We start from the raw sequence: 19,611 nt of genomic DNA on the forward strand, positions 1-19,611 counted from the left end.
GTTCCCGGCTCCCGCCCCGGCGGTGGCCCCCGCCGCCGCTCCGGGCAATCCCAATCCGCGCCCCGGCGTTCTCGGCACCATCAGCTCTTCGCAGCTCACCACCGCCTCGGTCTCGCCGCGCCCGGTGCAGATGGCCGCCGCAGGCACCGCGCCGGTGGCCGAAGCGACGCCCACCCGCCGCGGCGAGTGGTCGATCCAGGTCGGCGCCTTCCCGACGGAGAGCGCCGCGCTCGAGACGCTGAAGGAGGCGCGCGAGGCCTCCGGCCGCCAGCTCGGCGCCGCCGACCCCTACACCGAGAAGGTCGAGGCCCGCGGCATGACTCTGGTCCGCGCCCGCTTCGCCGGCTTCGACCGCTCCAGCGCCGACGCCGCCTGCCGCGCGCTCAAGTCCCACGACTTCGACTGCATCCCCGTCCGCAACTGAGGCTGGGGGAAACCGAGCGATGACACTGATTTCAGGAGGTCCGGCCGTGACGATCCAGCAGGGTGTCCTTGGCCTGGTTGACCCGCGAGGCGAGCCACGTGGAGCCGCCCTGGTCGGGGTGCAGCTTCTTCATCAGCGCGCGATGCGCGCCGCGGATGGCCTTCTCGTCCGCCCCGGGCTGAAGGCCAAGGATCTGGTAGGCCTCCTCCTCCGTCATCGCGCTCGAGCTCGCCGCGCCGCCCTGCCCCGCACCCGCATTGCGATGAGCGTGTTCACGCCAGCCGGGCTCCCGGCGGTCAAGATAAGCCTCGAGTAGCTGGGCGCTCTCCCCGTCGATCTCGGCGAAGGCCTGGATCAGGCGGGGCAAGGGAATCTGCTCCAGCGTCTGGCCTGCGAGCGAGCCGGCGATGAAGCGCCCGCTCATCTCGCCCGTGTCGATGTCGAGCACCATCTCGACGAACTGCGACCGGACCGTCGAGTTCTGCCGCGGGGTCTTGGTCCCCGCCTGTCCCCAGCCGGACAGAGCCGCCTGCCCCGGGACGATGCCGAGCAGCGTCGCCCCCGCGAGGAAGGCCGGCAGCGCCATCTCCCAGCGGCCACGGGCCAGCAGGAAGATGCCGAAGGCGATGACGGCGACGCCGCCCACCTTCTTCACCGTCGCCGATAGCCATTTCGGATTGGCGCCGAGAATCTGGTTCAGGGCGCCGGAAAAGACGATGAGCGCGATCAGGCCCGCGATGAAATAGGTCATGGGTCCTGCTCTAGCGCATCTGGCCGAGGAGCAGCTGTGCCCCGCGCGAGCCTTTTGCCGCATCCGCCAGCGCCAGCCTGCCGCCGGAGGCGAAGGCCGCCACCGCCCTGAGGAGTTCGGCGAGCTGCGCCGCCGCCCCCGGATCGAACCTCGCGAAGGCGCCCCGCGTGATGCGGGCGATCTCGCGGTAGGCGTGTTCGGCGACGGGGTCGCCGCCCTCCAGGAAGAGGAAGACCGGCACGTTGGCCAGCGCGAGACGGCCCGCTTTGGCGCAGAGGTCGTCGAGGCTCTCCTCCATCGCATCGCCCACATAGACGACCGCATGGATGCGCCGCTCGGACGCCTCCTCCGCCGCATGGGCCAGCACCCGGCCGATCTGCGTCTGCCCGCCGATGCAGGAGACCTTCCCCATCAGCGCCTTCAGCTTCGCCGCGTCCGCGACCCAGCCCGACGAGCGGCATTCGCCCATGCCGCGGAAGAAGACGAGCTGGATGTCGAGGGTGCCGACCCGCGCGGCCTCGGTGAACATCTGGCCCTGGATTTCCTGCGCCATGCCCCAGGTCGGCTCGCGGCTCGCGGTGGCGTCGAGGGCGAAGACGAGGCGCCCGCGCTCCCCCGGCACTTTCGGCGGACCGACGGCGGCCGCCGTCTTCAGGAAGGCGGCGATGTCGGCCGCGCCCGAGACGGACACGCCGCCGGCAGAGGTCCGGCCGGTCGTGGGAGTGCCGGTCTGGCCGGGCGCGAGAGGATTCTTCTGCGTCATCGGCTGAATTTGGCGAAGGCGGCGTCGAATGCAAGCCGGCATCGGCGTCGCGGGGAGCCCGGTCTAGGCCATCGACGGCATTTGCGGGCCGCCGGGGCCGCGCTAACCTCCCTCTCCCGCGCCCTCCTCACCCCGGTGACCGCGATGACCGAGCCTACCCGACGCCTCATGCTCTCCGGCGGCCTCGCCCTCGTCTCGGGCACCGCCCTCGCCCAGCAGAACCCTCATGCCGGCCATGGGCCCCACCATCCCCACCGCAGCGGCCAGTTCGAGCGCCTGAACGCGCCGGGCCGCATGGACATTCCGGACGTCCACCATTCCCAGGCCTATACGGCGAGCCCGGTGCCCATGGCCGCCAATGCCGGCCGCTGGCAGGCGCGCGCGCCGCTCCCCATCCCGCGCACGGAAATGGCCTGGGCGGTCGGCCGCGAGGGCCGCATGCACCTCGTCGGCGGCTATGCCGAGCAGCGCGTCGACCGGCCCTACCACCACGTCTACGACCCCGCCGCCAATGCCTGGATCACCGCTGCCGAGGTGCCGCGCGGCGCCAACCACGTCGGCGTCGCCGTCTCGGGCACGAAGCTCTACGCCATCGGCGGCTTCATCGAGCAGAACCGCACGCCCCATGCCGAATGTTTCGTATGGGGCGCCGACGGCGACAGGTGGACCGCCATCCGCCCCCTGCCCGAGGCCTGCGGCGCCATCGCCTGCATCAATGTCGGCGAGCGCATCCACGCCATCGGGGGCGCCATCGGCAACAGCTTCGAGACCCGCAAGTCCATCGACTGGCACCTCGTCTATGACCCGAAGGACGACCGCTGGACGAAGCTCGCGCCCATGCCGCTTGGCCGCGACCATGTCGGCATCGTCAACGTCAACGGCACGATCCACATCATCGGCGGGCGGGTCGACAGCTTCCACACCAACTCGGTCCTGCACCACGTCTACGACGCCAGCGCGGACAAGTGGGCAGCGCGCAACCACATGCCGACCGCCCGCTCCGGCCACGGCGCCGTGCTCTACCGCGGCAAGATCTTCTGCATGGGCGGCGAGGGCTGGAACCGTGTCTACGGCCAGAACGAGGCCTATGACCCCGTCGCCGACCGCTGGGAGGCCTATGCGCCCATGCTCACGCCGCGCCACGGCATGGGCGCGGTGGCGATCGGCGACGCCATCTACGTCGCAGGCGGCGGCCCGCAGATGGGCGGCGGCGTGAAGAGCGCCATCCACGAGGCCTTCACGCTGGCCTGAGGCCGACGACGGGCGCGGCAACCGCGCTCACGGCGGCGCTACGTCATGCGTCGGGCTGCACCTTGGGTTCACTGGAACCCACGGCCACCTCCGCATTGTGCCCCGGCTCGGCATCCACGACTTCCTGTTGTCACGCGAGAACAAAAATGAATCCCCACCCAATCACTTGGCCCCGCTTCCGGATTCGACCCCTCAGCCCGAAGCCCACTTGAATCATCGTGTCAACGACCGGAATCGATCTCTCAGCATTCCGCCGCAACCGATTCTCGCGACTCGTCATTCCGGCGCGACGAGCTTCAGGCCGACGATGCCGGCGACGATCAGGCCGATGCAGGCGAGGCGCAGCACCTGGGTGCTCTCGCCGAACAGCGCGATGCCGAGGATCACCGTTCCGACCGTGCCGATGCCGGTCCAGATCGCATAGGCGGTGCCGAGGGGCAGCGTCTTCAGCGCGAGGCCGAGCAGGAACAGGCTCACCGCCATGCTGGCGACGGTCATGGCGGTGGGAACGGGCCGGGTGAACCCGTCGGTATACTTCAGGCCGATAGCCCAGCCGATTTCGAACAGGCCGGCGAGAACGAGATAGATCCAGGCCATGGCGGCCCTCCCCTGATGCGGGGTCGTCCCCGGCGCAATCACCACCATGGCGGGGTCGTCCCCGCGCCATCGAGATAGGTGCCGCACGGCGCCGGACAAGGGCCGGCAGCCATGCCCGCCGCGCTCAGAGTTCGTAAAGGTAGAAGGCCACCGGCTCGTCCTCGACGGGCCCCAGCCGGGTGTAGAGCGCCCGCGCCGGCCGGTTGTCGGATTCGGTCGCGACCCAGGCCTCCTCGCAGCCCCGCGCCCGCCCCAGCGCGAACATCGCCTGCATCAGCCGCCGGCCGATGCCGCGGCGCTGCAGCGCCGGCGTCACCCCGAGATTGTCGATGTAGAGTTCGTCGGGCATGTCCGGGTGGCGATGGATGACCGCAGCCACCTGCCCCACCACCTCGCCGCCTCGGAGCGCCAGCACCATGAGGTGGTCGGGGGCGTCGAGATAGGCTGCGAGCCGCTCAGGCATCACCGCGCCGTCGAAGACGTCGGGGGCGACGCGCCGGAACAGCGCGCGGTCGGCTGGACCGACCGGCCGGATCTCGACGTCCTCGGCGGGCCGGCCGTCAGCCACCGGTGATGCGCGCGACGGCGTCCGCCGCCGTCAGCATTTCGCGCTCGCCGGTGGCGCGCAGCTTCATCTCCACCTTGCCCTCGGCAAGGCCGCGCGGCCCGATCATCACCTGATAGGGGATGCCGATGAGGTCGGCAGTGGCGAACTTCGCGCCCGGACGGTCGTCACGGTCGTCGTAGAGCACGTCGACGCCCTTGGCGGAGAGCGTGCGGTAGAGCTCCTCGCAGGCCGCGTCGCAGGCGCTGTCGCCCTGCTTCAGGTTCATCACCGAGACGGTGAAGGGCGCGACCGCCGCCGGCCATTTGATTCCGGCCTCGTCGTGGCAGGCCTCGATGATGGCCGCCACCACCCGTGTCGGGCCGATGCCGTAGGAGCCCATGTGAACCGGCACGGGCTTGCCGTCCGGCCCCTGCACCGTGGCAGCCATGGGATCGGAATATTTGGTGCCGAAATAGAAGATGTGGCCGACCTCGATGCCGCGCGCCGAGACCCTCGATGCCTCGGGGATCGCCTCGTATGCGGCGGTGTCGTGCATCTCGTCGGTGGCCGCATAGAGCGACGTCCACTTGGCGACCATGTTCTTGATCCCTGCGACGTCGTCGAAGTCGGTGTCGGCCGGCGGCACGGCGAAGTCGAGATAGTCCTTGTGGCAATAGACCTGGCTCTCGCCGGTGTCGGCGAGGATGATGAACTCGTGGGAGAGGTCGCCGCCGATCGGGCCGGTATCGGCGCGCATCGGGATCGCCTTCAGGCCGAAGCGCTCGAACGTCCTGAGATAGGCGACGAACATCTTGTTGTAGGCGTGGACCGCCGCGTCCTTGTCGAGGTCGAAGGAATAGGCGTCCTTCATCAGGAATTCGCGCGAGCGCATGGTGCCGAAGCGCGGGCGCACCTCGTCGCGGAACTTCCACTGCAGGTGGTAGAGGTTGAGCGGCAGGTCCTTGTAGCTCTTCACATAGGCCCGGAAGATCTCGGTGATCATCTCCTCGTTGGTCGGCCCGAACAGCATCTCGCGGTCGTGCCGGTCGCGGATGCGCAGCATCTCCTTGCCATAGGCGTCATAACGCCCGCTCTCGCGCCACAGGTCGGCCGACTGGATGGTCGGCATCAGGAGTTCGATCGCGCCCGACCGGTTCTGCTCCTCGCGGACGATGGCCTGCACCTTGTTCAGCACCTTCAGACCGAGCGGCAGCCAGGCATAGATGCCGGCGCTCTCCTGCCGCACCATGCCGGCGCGCAGCATCAGGCGGTGGGAGACGATCTCGGCTTCCTTCGGCGTCTCGCGCAGGATGGGCAGGAAGTAGCGGGACAGACGCATCGAAGACCTCGGAGGGCATGGCGGTGGCGGCCGCGCAAGCCAAGGCGCGGGAGGCGGGAATTGACCCTCTTTTGCCGCCGGAAGCAAGCCGGAAGGCCGATGGCGCCTCGCTTCTGCGCCGGCGGGCGGGAGTCCGGCCCAAGGCGGCGCCCGGCTCCGGCGCGTCGCCCCGCACCAAAAAGGAAAGGCGGGATCATGGATCCCGCCTCCTCTAGGGCATGCTAGTGAAGATCGACGTCGCGGAGTATCGCGCCTGCCGTCTTCTTTTTATATCCCGTGCGTCGGCTCTTCCGAACCAGCACCCGGGGGGTCTTCCTCCCAAGACCTGAGCCATGAGACCTTTCCGCGTTGCTCGCAGGGGCCTCTTTCTTGCAGCAAGGGAAGGCTAGACGACGAAAAATGGTTTGTCACCAACATGGGCAGCCGGTGGCGAAAAAAAGTGCAGAACAGGCTATCCGGAAGAATACTTATCCACCCTTGCGCTGCGCTGCAGCATACAGGCTTCCGGCGGCCGCCCGTAGGCGGCCCTTAGCCCACCAGCGCCCGCGGCATGAACGGGATGTCGTCCAGCGTGATGAAGCCGTAGGTGTAGTTCAGCCAGTAGAGCCCGAAGACGATTCCCGCCACGATGGTGGTGGCGATGACCTTGTCGCGCATGACGATGCGCATCGGCGCGCCGGGGTCGCTGCCCGGCACCACCCGCCCCGCCTCCACCTGCGACTTCACGCCGAAGGGCAGGACGACGAAGAGGACGAGCCACCAGATGATGAAATAGATGGCGAGCGCGGCCGGGATACTCATGCCTGTTCCAGTTCCACCAGCGTGCCGTTGAAATCCTTCGGGTGGAGGAAGAGCACCGGCTTGTCGTGCGCGCCGATCTTCGGCTCGCCGTCACCGAGAATACGCGCGCCCTGCGCCTTCAGATGATCCCGCGCGGCGATGATGTCGTCCACCTCGTAGCAGACGTGGTGGATTCCGCCGTCGGGGTTCTTGTCGAGGAACTTGGCGATCGGGCTGTCGGCGCCCAGCGGCTCGAGGAACTCGATCTTGGTGTTGGGCAGTTCGACGAAGACGACGGTGACGCCATGGGCCGGCTGGGCCACCGGCGCCGTGACGGTCGCCCCCAGCGTGTCGCGATAGAGGGCGCTCGCCTTGGCGATGTCCCTGACGGCAATGGCGACGTGATTGAGGCGTCCGATCATGGATGAGGCTCCCTGGCAGGCGGCGCCGGCAATCGGCTCGGGACTTCCCCAGGGCCGACGCCTGTCCGACTGCCTTATACCGTCACCACCAGCACGTGGCACATCGGCTTTTTGCCCCACCTGCCGTTGAGGGTGCCGCGGATGGCGCGGGTGACGCTCTCGGCCACCGCATCGGGATCGCGGCGCCGCGCCTTGGGCAGGCCCTCGACGCAATCGATGACCGTCTCCTCGACCAGTTCGGCGAGATCCTCGCCCATGGCGTCCTGTTCGGGAACCCCGGCCATGTCCATCTGGATGTCGCCGACGATCTGGCCGCGGTCGTCGAGGGCGATGGCGACCGAGACGATACCGGCGAAGGAGAGGCGACGTCGCTCGGGAACGACGCGCGCCGCTTCCTCGATCAGCAGCGAGCCGTCCTTGAACAGACGCTGGGCCGGCACGGTGTCGACCACATCCGGCTCGCCTGGGGCGAGGCGGATGACGTCGCCGTCATTGGCGAGGATAACCTCCTTGACGCCCATGCGCCGCGCCAGCGCCGCATGTTCGGCCATGTGATAGGCCTCGCCGTGGACCGGAATGGCGATCTTCGGCCGCACCCAGTTGTACATCTGCTCCATCTCGCCGCGCCGCGGATGGCCGGAGACGTGCACCAGACCGTCGCGGTCGGTGATGATCTTCACCCCCTGCTTGACGAGGCTGTTGATGATGTTGCCCACCGCCTTCTCGTTGCCGGGAATGGTGCGGGAGGAAAAGACCACGGTGTCGCCGGGGGTCAGCGTCACCTCCGGGTGGTCGTCGTTGGCGATGCGGGCAAGTGCCGCCCGCGGCTCGCCCTGGCTCCCCGTGAGCACCGCCACCACCTTGTCGCGCGGCAGGTAGCCGTAGGATTCGGCGCCGACGAAGGGCGGGATGCCGTCCAGCATGCCCTGTTCGCGGGCAATGCCGATGACTCGCTCCATGGCGCGGCCGACGAGCACCACCTGCCGGTCGCAGCGCATCGCCGCTTCCGCCACCGAGCGGATGCGGCCCGCATTGGAGGCGAAGGTGGTCACCGCCACCCTGCCCTTCGCGGCGCGGATGATCTTCTCGAGTTCGTTCGCCACCTCGCGCTCGGAGGGCGAGATGCCCTCGCGGATGGCGTTGGTGGAATCGCCGATCATCGCGAGCACGCCCTCGTCGCCGAGCGCGCGGAACCGCGCCTCGTCGGTGACGGCGCCGAGCACCGGCGTCGGGTCGATCTTCCAGTCGCTGGTGTGGACGACGAGGCCGAGCGGCGTGCGGATCGCCAGCGAGGTGGATTCGGGGATCGAATGCGCCACCGCGATCATCTCGAAGGAGAACGGCCCGACGGTGATGACCTCGCCCGGCTGGATGATGTGGATCGGCACCTTCGGCGCGCCGGGCTCATTCAGGCGCTTGGCCTCCAGCATCGCGGCGGCGAAGGGGGTGAGGTAGATCGGGCAGCCGAGGCGCGGCCACAGGTCCGCCACCGCGCCGATATGGTCCTCGTGCGCATGGGTGATGACGAGCGCCCTGAGCCGCTTCTTCTCGTCGGCGAGAAAGCGCGGGTCGGGCATGATCAGGTCGATGCCCGGCAGGTCGGGACCCGCGAAGGCGACGCCGCAGTCCACCGCCAGCCAGTCCTTCTTCGCCGGCGAGCCGTGGCCGTAGAGCGAGAAGTTCATGCCGATCTCGCCGACGCCGCCCAGCGGGCAGAAGACGAGCTCGTCGGCTGTTCCTGCATTGTTTCGTCTGGCCATGTCAGTGCACCGTGCCGGCCAGCGCGGGAACGACCTCGCCGACGCTGATCATTTCCCGGCCGTCCGGGGTATCGAGAAGAAGGCGTCCCTCGGCGTCGAGGCCGACGAAGACGCCTTCGATGCGCTTGTCGCCGCTCTTGGCCACCATGGGTCCGCCGAGATTGTGGGCGCGGGCGAGCCAGCCGGCGCGGATGGCGTTGAAGCCCTGGCCGCGCCGCCAGATGGCGAGGGCCGTGACCATGGAGCGGCTCAGCGCCGCGAACACCTGGTCGCGGTCGACCGCGATCGCCGCTCCGTTGAGGCTCTGGGTCGGATAGGGCATATCGCCGGGATGGTGGGCGACGTTGACGCCGATGCCGATGGCGACCTGCGTGGTCGCACCCCGCGTCGTCGCCTCGATCAGCGTGCCGGACACCTTCGCGCCGTCGAGCAGCGCGTCGTTCGGCCACTTGACCTTGAAGCGGCTCTCGAGGTCGGGCGCGAGCGTCAGCAGCGCGTCGTCCAGCGCCAGGGCGCTGACGAAGCAGAGCTCGGCGATCCGCGCCGCGGGCGCCGGGTCGGTGAGGAGGAGCGTCGCGAACAGATTGCCCTCAAACCCTGCCCAGGACCGGCCCCACCTGCCCTTCCCCGCTGTCTGGCGGTCGGCCACCACCCAGGTCGGCTGCGTCTCGCCTGCAGCGCCGCGCGCCAGCGCCTCCGCATTGGTCGAGCCGACCTCGGCGAGATGGACGAGTTGGAAGCCTGCCGCCTTGGCGGTGTCGGAAAGGGTCAGCACGAAGTCCTGCATGCGAGAGGGCGGAACGGGACGGCCCCACCCACGAAGGTCCCGGCAGTCCTATAAGCCGCGAAAGGCCGGGACAAGCCCGGCCGTGCTGCGACGCGGCAAATACGGTGGCGGAACGGGCGCCGGATCAGAACAGCGACCGGGCCGCGGCAGCAGCCGCCGCCACGAGGGGCGCCGGATAGACGACGAAGAAGGTGTTGAACAGCGCCGAGGCCACCAGCACGGTCTTCAGTTCGATCCGCATCGGCGAGAAGGCCGGGGCCGGCTCGTCGAAATACATCAGCTTCACGATGCGCAGGTAGTAGTAGCAGCCGATGACGCTCGACAGCACGCCGATGACGGCGAGCGTGTAGAGCTTGGCCTCGATGGCCGCCGAAAAGACGTACCACTTGGCGAAGAACCCGGCGAGCGGCGGGATGCCGGCAAGGGAGAACAGCAGCGCCGCGAGGGCCGCTGCCATCAGCGGGTTGGTGCGCGACAGACCCGCGAGGTCGTCGATCGTCTCGACCGCCTCGTCGCCGCGCCGCATGGCGATGATGCAGGCGAAGGCGCCGAGCGTCATGATCATGTAGATGGCGATATAGGCCGCGACGCCCTGCACGCCCGCCGCCGTGCCGGCCGAGAGCCCGACCAGCGCGAAGCCCATGTGGCCGATGGAGGAATAGGCCATCAGGCGTTTGATGTTGGTCTGGCCAATGGCGGCGAAGGAGCCGAGCAGCATCGAGCCGACCGACACGAAGACGACGATCTGCTGCCACTGGTGCGCCGCCGCCGGGAAGCCGGTGACGAGCGCGCGGGCGAAGATGGCGATGGCCGCGACCTTCGGGGCGGCGGCGAAGAAGGCCGTCACCGGCGAGGGCGCGCCCTCGTAGACGTCGGGCGTCCACATGTGGAAGGGCACGGCCGAGACCTTGAAGGCCATGCCGGCGATGAGGAAGACGAGGCCGAAGACGAGGCCGAGGCTGATGGGGCCGCCCTTCAGCGCCGCGGCGATGCCGGCGAGCTGCACCGTGCCGGTGAAGCCGTAGATCAGCGAGCAGCCGTAGAGCAGCATGCCCGAGGAGAGCGCGCCGAGGACAAAGTACTTGAGGCCAGCCTCCGTCGACTTGGCGTTGTCGCGGTGGATCGACGCGATGACGTAGAGCGCCAGCGACATGAGCTCGAGGCCCATATAGAGCGCAATGAGGTCGCCTGCCGAGATCAGCACGCCCATGCCCGTGGTCGACAGGAGGATGAGGATCGGGAACTCGAACTTCTCGACCCGCTCGCGCCGGAGGAAGTCCTGCGACAGGACGAGCGCCACCGCCGCGCCGAGGAAGGCGAGCACCTTCATGAAGCGCGCGAAGCCGTCGAGGACGAAGGAGCCGTTGAAGACCGAGCGCGGCGTGCCGCCGATCAGCATCACCGCCACGGCCGCCGCCACCAGCAGCGCGATGGCGCCGAGGGTCACGGTGCGCGCCGAGCGGTCGCCCGTGAAGACGCCGTACATCAGCAGCGCCATGGCACCGAGCGCCAGGATCAGCTCGGGCAGGATCGGGACGAGGTCGAGGACCGGAGCGTTCATCGTCGGCACCGTCAGCGGCTCGGGACGGTGGCGGCCGTGCGGGCCGCTCCGTTCGCCTGATTGTAGGATTCCACCAGCGCGTTCACCGCCACCTCGGAGGTGGCGAGGATCGGGCGCGGATAGACGCCGAAGAAGATCGTCAGCACCACCAGCGGGACGAGGATCGTCAGTTCGCGGCGGTCGACATCGGTGATGGCCTTCAGCGAGGGCTTGGTGAGCTCGCCCCAGATGACCTGGCGGTAGAGCCAGAGGGCATAGCCCGCCGACAGGATGACGCCCGTGGTGGCGAGGAAGGCCGCCTTGGTCGAGCTCTTGAACGTGCCCATCAGGGTCAGGAACTCGCCGACGAAGCCGGACGTGCCGGGCAGGCCGACATTCGCCATGGTGAAGACCATGAAGATCACCGCATAGACCGGCATGCGGTTGACGAGGCCGCCATAGGCCGCGATCTCGCGGGTGTGCATGCGGTCATAGACGACGCCGACGCACAGGAACAGCGCGCCCGAGACGATGCCGTGGGAGATCATCTGGAATACGGCGCCCTGGATGCCCTCGGCATTGCCGGCGAAGATGCCCATGGTCACGAAGCCCATGTGGGCCACCGACGAATAGGCGATCAGCTTCTTGATGTCCTCCTGCATCATCGCCACCAGCGAGGTGTAGATGATGGCGATGACCGACAGCGCGAAGACGAAGGGCGCGAAGAAGGCGCTGGCCTCCGGGAACATCGGAACCGAGAAGCGCAGGAAGCCGTAGCCGCCCATCTTCAGGAGCACGCCGGCGAGGATGACCGAGCCGGCCGTCGGCGCCTCGACGTGTGCGTCGGGCAGCCAGGTGTGCACCGGCCACATCGGCATTTTCACCGCGAAGGAGGCGAAGAAGGCAAGCCACAGCCAGAACTGCATGTCGCGGGAGAACAGCTTCGGCCCGGTCTTCAGGAGCTCGGCGATGTCGGAGGTCCCCGCCGTCCAGATCATCGCCATGATGGCGAGGAGCATGAGCAGCGAGCCGGCGAGCGTGTAGAGGAAGAACTTGAACGAGGCGTAGATGCGCCGCTTGCCGCCCCAGATGCCGATGATGAGGAACATCGGGATCAGGCCGGCCTCGAAGAACAGGTAGAAGAGCACGATGTCGAGGGCGCAGAAGACGCCGATCATCAGCGTCTCGAGCACCAGGAAGGCCACCATGTACTCCTTCACCCGCTTCTCGATGGAGACCCACGAGGCGAGGATGCAGAAGGGCATCAGGAAAGTGGTGAGCACGACCAGCGGCAGCGAGATGCCGTCGACGCCCATGCGGTAGCTGATGACGCCGCCGAGCCAGGGGGCTCGCTCGACGAACTGGAACTCGGCGGTCGCCGGGTTGAACAGCCAGACCGGGATCAGTGACAGGCCGAAGGTCACCAGCGTCGCGAACAGCGCGATCATGCGGATGTTGCGCCTGGCGGCCTCGTCGTCTCCGCGCACCATCAGGATCAGCGCGGCGCCGAGCAGCGGCAGGAAGGTGATGATCGAGAGGATCGGGGCATTCGACATCAGTGTGCTCCTCCGACGCCGCCGGAGAACATGAACCAGGTGGCGAGGGCCGCGACACCGATCAGCATGGCGAAGGCATAGTGGTAGACGTAGCCGGTCTGCAGGCGCACCACCCCGCGGGTGATGTCGACGACGCGGGCGGCGATGCCGTCAGGACCGAACCCGTCGATGAGCCAGCCGTCGCCCTTCTTCCAGAAGAAGCGGCCGAGCCAGCGGGCGGGACGCACGAAGATGCGGTCGTAGAGCTCGTCGAAATACCACTTGTTGAGCAGGAACTTGTACAGGCCCTGATGCTCGCGGGCGAGCTGCACCGGCACGTCCGGCCGCTTGATGTACATGTGCCAGGCGAGCGCGAAGCCGATCGCCATCATCACGAAGGGCGTCCAGGGCACCCAGCCGGGCACCGAATGGAACTCGTGGATGATGTGGTTCTCCGGCCGCATGAAGATGGAATCGCGGAAGAACGACTTGATGCCGTCCTCGTAGAGGAACTTCTTGGCGAAGACGACGCCGGAGAACACCGCGCCGACGGCGAGGGCCGCCAGCGGGATCAGCATGACCAGCGGGCTCTCGTGCGGCTGGTGGGCATGGCCGTGGCCATGGGCGTGATCGTCGTGATGATCGTCCTGGGCGTGGGCATGCGGGTCGGCATGGCCATGGGCAGCCGCGCCCCCATGCGCCGCGGCATGGGCGTGGTCGTCATGATGGCCGTGGCCCCCGGCCCAGCGTGGCTGACCGTGGAAGGTCATGAAGATCAGGCGCCAGGAGTAGAACGAGGTCATCAGCGCCGCGACCACCGTCATGAAGAAGGCATAGGGCCCCATGGCGCCGTGGGCGGCATAGGCCACCTCGATGATGGCGTCCTTCGAGTGGTAGCCGGCGAAGCCGATATGCAGGAACGGCAGGCCGAAGCCGGTCAGCGCCAGCGTGCCGATCACCATCATCGCGTAGGTGAACTTGATGTGCGGCGCGAGCCCGCCCATCCGCCGGATGTCCTGCTCGTGGTGCATCGCGTGGATGACCGAGCCCGCGCCGAGGAACAGGAGCGCCTTGAAGAAGGCGTGGGTGAAGAGGTGGAAGATGCCGACCGAATAGGCCCCTGCCCCCAGCGCCACGAACATGTAGCCGAGCTGCGAGCAGGTCGAATAGGCGATGACCCGCTTGATGTCGTTCTGAACCAGACCGACGGTGGCGGCGAAGAAGGCCGTCGTCGCGCCGAAGAACATCACCACCTGCATGGCGAAGGGCGCATATTCGAAGACCGGCGACAGGCGCGCCACCATGAACACGCCGGCGGTGACCATGGTCGCCGCGTGGATGAGGGCGGAGACCGGCGTCGGGCCCTCCATGGCGTCGGGCAGCCAGGTGTGCAGCAGGAACTGCGCCGACTTGCCCATGGCGCCCATGAACAAGAGCAGGCAGACGACGGTCAGCGCGTCGACCTTGTAGCCGAGGAATTCCATGGTCTTGCCGGCGAGGCCCTGGGCGGCGCCGAACACCGCCTCGAAACCGATGGAGCCGGTCAGCACGTAGAGGCCGAAGATGCCGAGCAGGAAGCCGAAATCGCCGACGCGGTTGACGATGAAGGCCTTCATCGCCGCGGCATTGGCCGTGGGCTTCTTGTACCTGTAGCCGTTCAGCAGGTAGGAGGCGACGCCCACGCCCTCCCAGCCGAAGAACATCTGCAGCAGGTCGTTCGCCGTCACCAGCATGAGCATGGCGAAGGTGAAGAGCGACAGATAGGCGAAGAAGCGCGGACGGTCCGGATCCTCGTGCATGTAGCCGATGGAATAGAGGTGCACGAGGAAGGAGACCGAGTTCACCACCACCAGCATGACGGCGGTGAGCGTGTCGATGCGCAGCGACCAGGACACGTTGAGCGAGCCGGCGGAGATCCAGCGCAGCAGCTCGATGGTGGTGCCCTGCCCCGCATAGCCGACCTGGTAGAAGGCGACCCAGGAGAGGAGCGCGGCGATGCCGAGGAGGCTGGTGGTGACGATCTCCGAGGCGCGCGCCCCGATGGCCCGGCCGAACAGGCCGGCGATGAGGAAGCCGACGAGCGGAAGGAAGACGATGGCCTGATACATGGACCGGTCAGCCCTTCATCATGTTGACGTCTTCGACCGCGATCGAGCCGCGGTTGCGGAAGAAGACGACGAGAATGGCGAGGCCGATGGCGGCTTCCGCCGCCGCCACCGTCAGCACCAGCAGCGCGAAGACCTGGCCGACGAGATCCCCGAGATGGGTGGAGAAGGCGACGAGGTTGATGTTCACCGCCAGGAGGATCAGCTCCACCGACATCAGGATGACGATGATGTTCTTCCGGTTGAGGAAGATGCCGAGCATGCCCAGCGTGAACAGGATCGCGGCGACCGACAGGTAGTGGGAGAGGCCGATGGTGAGCATGGTTCAGACCCCCTCGCCCGTCTTGACCTTGACGACCTCGATGGCCGTCTCGGGCGTGCGGGCCGCCTGCGCCCCCGGATCCTGGCGCTTCACGCCGGTGCGGTGGCTCAGCGTCAGCACGATGGCGCCGATCATGGCCACCAGCAGGACGAGGCCGGAGAGCTGGAAGAAGTAGACGTACTGCGTGTAGAGCACCCGCCCCAGCGCCTCGGCATTGGTGATGCCGGCCGGGATCGGGGCGGTGATGGTCTTCGGCGCGGCGCCGCCGATGGTCCAGGCGCCGATCACCATGAAGAGCTCGGCGAGGACCACGAGGCCAATCAGCACGCCTACCGGGAGGTACTGCAGGAAGCCCTGGCGCAGCGCGACGAAGTCGACGTCGAGCATCATCACGACGAAGAGGAAGAGCACCGCCACCGCGCCGACATAGACGACGACCAGGATCATCGCCAGGAACTCCGCCCCCATCAGCACGAAGAGGCCGGAGGCGTTGACGAAGGCGAGGATGAGGAACAGCACCGAGTGCACGGGATTGCGCGCGGCGATGACCATGAAGGCCGAGGCCACGAGCACCGCGGCGAAGAGGTAGAAGAAGAGACCGGCGAGCATCTGCCCCTTTGCCCCGTTCCTGTTTCGAGGGCGCGCTTTTCGAAGACTCAGGGGGAGCCCTGCGCGCGCCTCTCATAAAGTCCAAGTTGGAACCCGTCCAGACGGCGAACCGCCGGGCCGCGTCCCGCGGTCGTCACCTGTAGGGCGCGTCCTTCTTCAGGCTGTCGGCGATCTCGCGTTCCCAGCGGTCGCCGTTGGCCAGAAGCCGTGCCTTGTCGTAGTAGAGCTCCTCGCGGGTCTCCACGGAGAACTCGAAGTTCGGGCCTTCCACGATGGCGTCCACCGGGCAGGCCTCTTGGCAGAAGCCGCAATAGATGCACTTCACCATGTCGATGTCGTAGCGGGTGGTGCGGCGCGTACCGTCGTTGCGGCGCGGACCGGCCTCGATGGTGATGGCCTGGGCCGGGCAGATCGCCTCGCAGAGCTTGCAGGCGATGCAGCGCTCCTCGCCGTTGGGGTAGCGGCGCAGCGCGTGCTCGCCCCGGAACCGCGGCGAGATCTGCCCCTTCTCGAAGGGATAGTTGATCGTCGCCTTCGGTTTGAAGAAATAGCGCATCGACAGGAAGAACGCCGAGACGAACTCCGTCAGGAACAGGGCTTTGGCCGCGCGGTCGAGTCGGAACGTCGACGCCATGGACCTCTTCTCCTCAAATGCCCCAGCCGCTGAGAGAGCGGCCGAGCCAGTAACCAAGGCCCGTGAAGACGGGCACGATGACGACCATCAGGATCCGCTGCGCCAGCACGATCCGGCGCTCGTAGTCCTGCCGCTCGGCCTCGGTGGTCGAACGGTCGGTCTGCCTGAGCTTGCCCGCCACCAGACCCGAGACGATCCGGTAGTCGACCCAGCCCACCGCGGCGCCGATCACGGCACCCAGAAGGCCGGCGGGGCTGAACAGGCCCTCCATGGCGGGCTCCTTACGGCGCCCAGCCGGTGAACTGCAGCACGCCCGCCACCACGACGACCATCACCAGCGAAATCGGCAGGAACACCTTCCAGCCGAGCCGCATGAGCTGGTCGTAGCGATAGCGCGGCACGAAGGCCTTCACCATGGCGAACATGAAGAAGACCAGGGTGACCTTCAGCACGAACCAGATGACGCCCGGCACCCAGGTAAAGGGCGCGAAGGGGAACGGCGGCAACCATCCGCCGAGGAACAGGATCGTGGTGAGGGAGCACATGGTCATGATGGCCACGTACTCGGCCAGCATGAACATCATATAGGGGGTCGAGGCATATTCGACCATGAAGCCGGCGACGAGCTCCGACTCCGCTTCCGGAAGGTCGAAGGGCGGCCGGTTGGTCTCCGCCAGCGCCGAGATGAAGAAGATCACGAACACCGGGAAGAGCGGCAGCCAGAACCAGCCGAACAGGCCGATGCCCTTGTCCTGCGCGCGGACGATGTCGGAGAGATTCAGCGAGCCGACGCAGAGCAGCACGCAGATGATCACGAAACCGATGGAGACCTCGTAGGACACCATCTGCGCCGCCGAGCGCAGGGCGCCGAGGAAGGGGTACTTCGAGTTCGACGCCCAGCCGCCCATGATGACGCCGTAGACGCCGAGCGAGGACACCGCGAAGATGAAGAGGATGCCGACGTTGAGGTCGGCGATGGCCCAGCCTTCGTTGAGCGGGATCACCGCCCAGGCGGCGAGCGCCAGGATCACCGAGACGAAGGGCGCGAGCAGGAACACGCCCTTGTTGGCGCCCGACGGGATCACGGGCTCCTTGAAGACGAACTTCAGCAGGTCGGCGAAGCTCTGCAGCAGGCCGAAGGGCCCGACCACGTTGGGTCCGCGGCGCAGCTGCACCGCCGCCCAGATCTTGCGGTCGGCGAGCAGGATGAAGGCGACGAAGACCAGCAGCGCCGCCATGAGCACGAGGCTCTGGATGGCGATGAGCAGGATCGGCCAGATCAGGGTCCAGAAGTCGGTCATCGCCTTGCCTTACTCCGCCGCCTGCCGGTGCGTGCCCTTGGCGATCGCCGAGCATTCGGCGAGCGTCGCGGAGGCGCGCGCGATCGGATTGGTCATGTAGAAGTCCTCGATGAAGGCCGCGAAGGGCGCCGCCTCCACCTTGCCGCCGCGGGACGCGAGCGCGCCGATGGCGGCGCCCTCGACCGACGCCAGGGCGCCGATCCGCAGCGTGTGCGGGAAATCCTTCGCCATCGCGGCGCGCAGCTGCGCCAGCGAGTCGAAGGGCAGCTTCACCCCGAGCACGTCGGACAGCGCGCGCAGGATGGCCCAGTCCTCCTTGGCGTCGCCCGGCGGGAACCCCGCGCGGTTGACGACCTGGATGCGGCCTTCCGTGTTGGCGGTCAGGCCGGACTTCTCGGTATAGGTCGCGCCCGGCAGGATGACGTCGGCGCGGTGCGCGCCGCGATCGCCGTGGGTGCCGACATAGACGACGAAGGGCCCCTCGCCCACCGCGATCTCGTCGGCGCCGAGGTTGAACAGCACATCGACGCCGCCGGCCGCCATGGCCGCGGCATCCAGCGCGCCCTCGCCCGGCACCAGGCCGAGGTCGAGCGCGCCGACCCGCGAAGCCGCCGTGTGCAGCACGGCGAAGCCGTTCCAGCCTTCGGCGACGCCGCCGAAGGCGGTGGCGGCATGGGCGGCGAGCGAGAGCACCGCCGCGCCGTCGGCGCGGGCGAGAGCGCCCTGCCCGACGATGACCAGCGGCTTCTTGGCGCCTTTCAGCACCTCGGCGAAGGAGTGCTTGCCGGAGACCACGTCCGCGAGGGTCTCGGGGCCGGCGCCGAGATAGTCGTAGGTGTAGGTGAGGTCGACCACTTCGCCGATGACGGCGATCTTCGCCCCGCCCATGCGCCAGCGCTTGCGGATGCGCGCATTGACGATCGGCGCCTCGCGGCGCGGATTGGTGCCGACCAGCAGGATGGCGTCCGCCTCCTCGATGGCGGCGATGCCGGGGTTGAAGACATAGGACGCGCGGCCGAGCGCCGGGTCGAGCTTCACGCCGTCCTGGCGCCCGTCGATGTTCGACGAGCCCAGCGCCGTGACGAGGCCCTTCAGCGCATACATTTCCTCGAGCGTCGCCATGTCGCCGGCGATCGCGCCGATCTTCGCCGGCGCCGTCGCCTTCACCTTCGCGGCGATGGCGTCGAAGGCCTCCGGCCAGGTGGCGGGGCGCAGGCGGCCGCTCTCGCGCAGATAGGGCCGGTCGAGGCGCTGGGTGCGCAGGCCGTCGGCGACGTGACGGGTCTTGTCGGAGATCCACTCCTCGTTCACCGCCTCGTTGAGGCGCGGCAGCACGCGCATCACCTCGCGGCCGCGGGCATCAACCCGGATCGCCGATCCCACCGCATCCATCATGTCGGTCGATTCGGTCTTCAGGAGTTCCCACGGCCGGGCGTTGAAGGCGAAGGGCTTGGAGGTCAGCGCGCCGACCGGGCAGAGGTCGACCACGTTGCCCTGCAGCTCCGAGGTCATCGCCTGCTCGAGATAGGTCGTGATCTCCGCGTCCTCGCCGCGGCCGATCAGGCCGAGCTCGGAAATGCCGGCGACTTCGGTCGTGAAGCGGACGCAGCGCGTGCAGTGGATGCAGCGGGTCATCACCGTCTTCACCAGCGGGCCGATGTATTTGTCCTCGACCGCGCGCTTGTTCTCGGAATAGCGCGACTTGTCGACGCCGTAGGCCATGGCCTGGTCCTGCAGGTCGCATTCGCCGCCTTGATCGCAGATCGGGCAGTCCAGCGGGTGGTTGATGAGCAGGAACTCCATCACGCCCTCGCGGGCCTTCTTCACCAGCGGCGTGCGGGTATTGATCACCGGCGGCTCGCCATTGGGGCCCGGCCTCAGGTCGCGCACGTTCTGGGCGCAGGACGCGACCGGCTTCGGCGAGCCCTTCACCTCGACGAGGCACATGCGGCAGTTGCCGGCGATCGACAGCCGCTCGTGGTAGCAGAAGCGCGGAATCTCGGCGCCCGCAGCCTCGCACGCCTGCATCAGCGTGTACTCGGCCGGTACCTCGATCTCCTGCCCGTCGACGATCACCTTCGCCATCGGCTCATTCCATCCGGTCATGGCCGGAACCGCGCAGAGACGATCCCGGCATCCTCGTG

The 19,611-nt window shown here is 67.9% G+C and carries 20 protein-coding genes; 2 read left to right on the forward strand and 18 right to left on the reverse strand.

What is annotated here, in order from left to right:
• Window positions 1-424: SPOR domain-containing protein (locus ACT6XY_RS11355; protein ID WP_444748449.1), on the forward strand; the 424-nt coding region annotated here is incomplete at its 5' end.
• Between the two features lie 31 nt (window positions 425-455).
• On the opposite strand, the gene ACT6XY_RS11360 is transcribed toward ACT6XY_RS11355, so the two are convergent.
• A complete protein-coding gene (locus ACT6XY_RS11360) occupies window positions 456-1,175 on the reverse strand; it encodes a J domain-containing protein (RefSeq protein WP_444593202.1) in 720 nt (239 codons plus the stop codon).
• Between the two features lie 10 nt (window positions 1,176-1,185).
• Window positions 1,186-1,938 (reverse strand): hypothetical protein, encoded by a 753-nt coding sequence (locus ACT6XY_RS11365; protein WP_444593201.1) that lies wholly within the window; start codon window positions 1,936-1,938, stop codon window positions 1,186-1,188.
• A gap of 144 nt (window positions 1,939-2,082) precedes the next feature.
• Here ACT6XY_RS11365 and ACT6XY_RS11370 point away from each other — a divergent pair, with 144 nt between their 5' ends.
• Window positions 2,083-3,189, forward strand: a complete 1,107-nt coding sequence (locus tag ACT6XY_RS11370; protein ID WP_444593200.1) for a Kelch repeat-containing protein — start codon at window positions 2,083-2,085, stop codon at window positions 3,187-3,189.
• A gap of 276 nt (window positions 3,190-3,465) precedes the next feature.
• On the opposite strand, the gene sugE is transcribed toward ACT6XY_RS11370, so the two are convergent.
• The 16 genes from sugE to nuoG all read right to left on the reverse strand — a co-directional run bounded on the left by sugE (window position 3,466) and on the right by nuoG (window position 19,552).
• The gene (gene sugE / locus ACT6XY_RS11375) at window positions 3,466-3,786 is read right to left on the reverse strand and encodes a quaternary ammonium compound efflux SMR transporter SugE (protein WP_444593199.1); all 321 of its coding nucleotides are present in this window, start codon (window positions 3,784-3,786) and stop codon (window positions 3,466-3,468) included.
• Window positions 3,787-3,910: 124 nt separating this feature from the next.
• Window positions 3,911-4,354, reverse strand: coding sequence for a GNAT family N-acetyltransferase (locus ACT6XY_RS11380; RefSeq protein WP_444593198.1), 444 nt, complete (start codon window positions 4,352-4,354; stop codon window positions 3,911-3,913).
• Complete coding sequence (proS, locus tag ACT6XY_RS11385; protein ID WP_444593197.1) at window positions 4,347-5,672, reverse strand: proline--tRNA ligase; 1,326 nt, start codon at window positions 5,670-5,672, stop codon at window positions 4,347-4,349. Before proS ends, ACT6XY_RS11380 begins: the two co-directional genes overlap by 8 nt.
• Window positions 5,673-6,200: 528 nt before the next feature.
• On the reverse strand, window positions 6,201-6,473 hold the full coding sequence (locus tag ACT6XY_RS11390) for a DUF1467 family protein (protein ID WP_444593196.1): 273 nt from the start codon (window positions 6,471-6,473) through the stop codon (window positions 6,201-6,203).
• Window positions 6,470-6,874, reverse strand: coding sequence for a methylmalonyl-CoA epimerase (gene mce / locus ACT6XY_RS11395; protein ID WP_444593195.1), 405 nt, complete (start codon window positions 6,872-6,874; stop codon window positions 6,470-6,472). The genes ACT6XY_RS11390 and mce overlap by 4 nt, the downstream gene beginning before the upstream one ends.
• Before the next feature lie 74 nt (window positions 6,875-6,948).
• Complete coding sequence (locus tag ACT6XY_RS11400; protein WP_444593194.1) at window positions 6,949-8,634, reverse strand: ribonuclease J; 1,686 nt, start codon at window positions 8,632-8,634, stop codon at window positions 6,949-6,951.
• Window position 8,635: 1 nt separating this feature from the next.
• Complete coding sequence (locus tag ACT6XY_RS11405; protein WP_444593193.1) at window positions 8,636-9,409, reverse strand: biotin--[acetyl-CoA-carboxylase] ligase; 774 nt, start codon at window positions 9,407-9,409, stop codon at window positions 8,636-8,638.
• A gap of 136 nt (window positions 9,410-9,545) precedes the next feature.
• The gene (nuoN, locus tag ACT6XY_RS11410; RefSeq protein WP_444748450.1) at window positions 9,546-10,982 is read right to left on the reverse strand and encodes an NADH-quinone oxidoreductase subunit NuoN; all 1,437 of its coding nucleotides are present in this window, start codon (window positions 10,980-10,982) and stop codon (window positions 9,546-9,548) included.
• A gap of 11 nt (window positions 10,983-10,993) precedes the next feature.
• Window positions 10,994-12,517, reverse strand: coding sequence for an NADH-quinone oxidoreductase subunit M (locus tag ACT6XY_RS11415; protein WP_444748451.1), 1,524 nt, complete (start codon window positions 12,515-12,517; stop codon window positions 10,994-10,996).
• Window positions 12,517-14,604 (reverse strand): NADH-quinone oxidoreductase subunit L, encoded by a 2,088-nt coding sequence (gene nuoL, locus ACT6XY_RS11420; protein WP_444748452.1) that lies wholly within the window; start codon window positions 14,602-14,604, stop codon window positions 12,517-12,519. Before nuoL ends, ACT6XY_RS11415 begins: the two co-directional genes overlap by 1 nt.
• A 7-nt stretch (window positions 14,605-14,611) precedes the next feature.
• Window positions 14,612-14,923 carry an NADH-quinone oxidoreductase subunit NuoK gene (gene nuoK / locus ACT6XY_RS11425; protein WP_293424697.1) on the reverse strand — a complete coding sequence of 104 codons (312 nt, stop codon included), beginning with the start codon at window positions 14,921-14,923 and terminating at the stop codon, window positions 14,612-14,614.
• A gap of 3 nt (window positions 14,924-14,926) precedes the next feature.
• A complete protein-coding gene (locus tag ACT6XY_RS11430) occupies window positions 14,927-15,532 on the reverse strand; it encodes an NADH-quinone oxidoreductase subunit J (RefSeq protein ID WP_444593189.1) in 606 nt (201 codons plus the stop codon).
• A gap of 133 nt (window positions 15,533-15,665) precedes the next feature.
• Complete coding sequence (gene nuoI / locus ACT6XY_RS11435) at window positions 15,666-16,166, reverse strand: NADH-quinone oxidoreductase subunit NuoI (protein ID WP_106748569.1); 501 nt, start codon at window positions 16,164-16,166, stop codon at window positions 15,666-15,668.
• 13 nt (window positions 16,167-16,179) lie between these two features.
• Window positions 16,180-16,437: a hypothetical protein gene (locus tag ACT6XY_RS11440; RefSeq protein WP_444593188.1), complete on the reverse strand. Its 258-nt coding sequence runs from the start codon at window positions 16,435-16,437 to the stop codon at window positions 16,180-16,182.
• 10 nt (window positions 16,438-16,447) lie between these two features.
• Window positions 16,448-17,467 carry an NADH-quinone oxidoreductase subunit NuoH gene (gene nuoH / locus ACT6XY_RS11445; protein WP_444593187.1) on the reverse strand — a complete coding sequence of 340 codons (1,020 nt, stop codon included), beginning with the start codon at window positions 17,465-17,467 and terminating at the stop codon, window positions 16,448-16,450.
• 9 nt (window positions 17,468-17,476) lie between these two features.
• Window positions 17,477-19,552: an NADH-quinone oxidoreductase subunit NuoG gene (gene nuoG, locus ACT6XY_RS11450; protein ID WP_444748470.1), complete on the reverse strand. Its 2,076-nt coding sequence runs from the start codon at window positions 19,550-19,552 to the stop codon at window positions 17,477-17,479.
• Window positions 19,553-19,611 lie beyond the last annotated feature (59 nt).

The sequence above is a fragment of the Phreatobacter sp. genome (genome assembly GCF_052440005.1).
GTDB lineage: Bacteria > Pseudomonadota > Alphaproteobacteria > Rhizobiales > Phreatobacteraceae > Phreatobacter.

Excerpts from the sequence above, each read along its gene's own strand:
- ACT6XY_RS11415 (WP_444748451.1), bottom strand. The coding sequence starts at position 12,517 with ATGTCGAATGCCCCGATCCTCTCGATCATCACCTTCCTGCCGCTGCTC.
- ACT6XY_RS11360 (WP_444593202.1), bottom strand. The coding sequence starts at position 1,175 with ATGACCTATTTCATCGCGGGCCTGATCGCGCTCATCGTCTTTTCCGGC.
- proS (WP_444593197.1), bottom strand. The coding sequence starts at position 5,672 with ATGCGTCTGTCCCGCTACTTCCTGCCCATCCTGCGCGAGACGCCGAAG.
- ACT6XY_RS11390 (WP_444593196.1), bottom strand. The coding sequence starts at position 6,473 with ATGAGTATCCCGGCCGCGCTCGCCATCTATTTCATCATCTGGTGGCTC.
- ACT6XY_RS11365 (WP_444593201.1), bottom strand. The coding sequence starts at position 1,938 with ATGACGCAGAAGAATCCTCTCGCGCCCGGCCAGACCGGCACTCCCACG.
- ACT6XY_RS11370 (WP_444593200.1), top strand. The coding sequence starts at position 2,083 with ATGACCGAGCCTACCCGACGCCTCATGCTCTCCGGCGGCCTCGCCCTC.
- sugE (WP_444593199.1), bottom strand. The coding sequence starts at position 3,786 with ATGGCCTGGATCTATCTCGTTCTCGCCGGCCTGTTCGAAATCGGCTGG.
- mce (WP_444593195.1), bottom strand. The coding sequence starts at position 6,874 with ATGATCGGACGCCTCAATCACGTCGCCATTGCCGTCAGGGACATCGCC.
- ACT6XY_RS11430 (WP_444593189.1), bottom strand. The coding sequence starts at position 15,532 with ATGCTCGCCGGTCTCTTCTTCTACCTCTTCGCCGCGGTGCTCGTGGCC.
- nuoI (WP_106748569.1), bottom strand. The coding sequence starts at position 16,166 with ATGGCGTCGACGTTCCGACTCGACCGCGCGGCCAAAGCCCTGTTCCTG.
- ACT6XY_RS11400 (WP_444593194.1), bottom strand. The coding sequence starts at position 8,634 with ATGGCCAGACGAAACAATGCAGGAACAGCCGACGAGCTCGTCTTCTGC.
- nuoG (WP_444748470.1), bottom strand. The coding sequence starts at position 19,552 with ATGGCGAAGGTGATCGTCGACGGGCAGGAGATCGAGGTACCGGCCGAG.
- ACT6XY_RS11440 (WP_444593188.1), bottom strand. The coding sequence starts at position 16,437 with ATGGAGGGCCTGTTCAGCCCCGCCGGCCTTCTGGGTGCCGTGATCGGC.
- nuoK (WP_293424697.1), bottom strand. The coding sequence starts at position 14,923 with ATGCTCACCATCGGCCTCTCCCACTACCTGTCGGTCGCCGCGATCCTG.
- nuoH (WP_444593187.1), bottom strand. The coding sequence starts at position 17,467 with ATGACCGACTTCTGGACCCTGATCTGGCCGATCCTGCTCATCGCCATC.
- nuoL (WP_444748452.1), bottom strand. The coding sequence starts at position 14,604 with ATGTATCAGGCCATCGTCTTCCTTCCGCTCGTCGGCTTCCTCATCGCC.
- nuoN (WP_444748450.1), bottom strand. The coding sequence starts at position 10,982 with ATGAACGCTCCGGTCCTCGACCTCGTCCCGATCCTGCCCGAGCTGATC.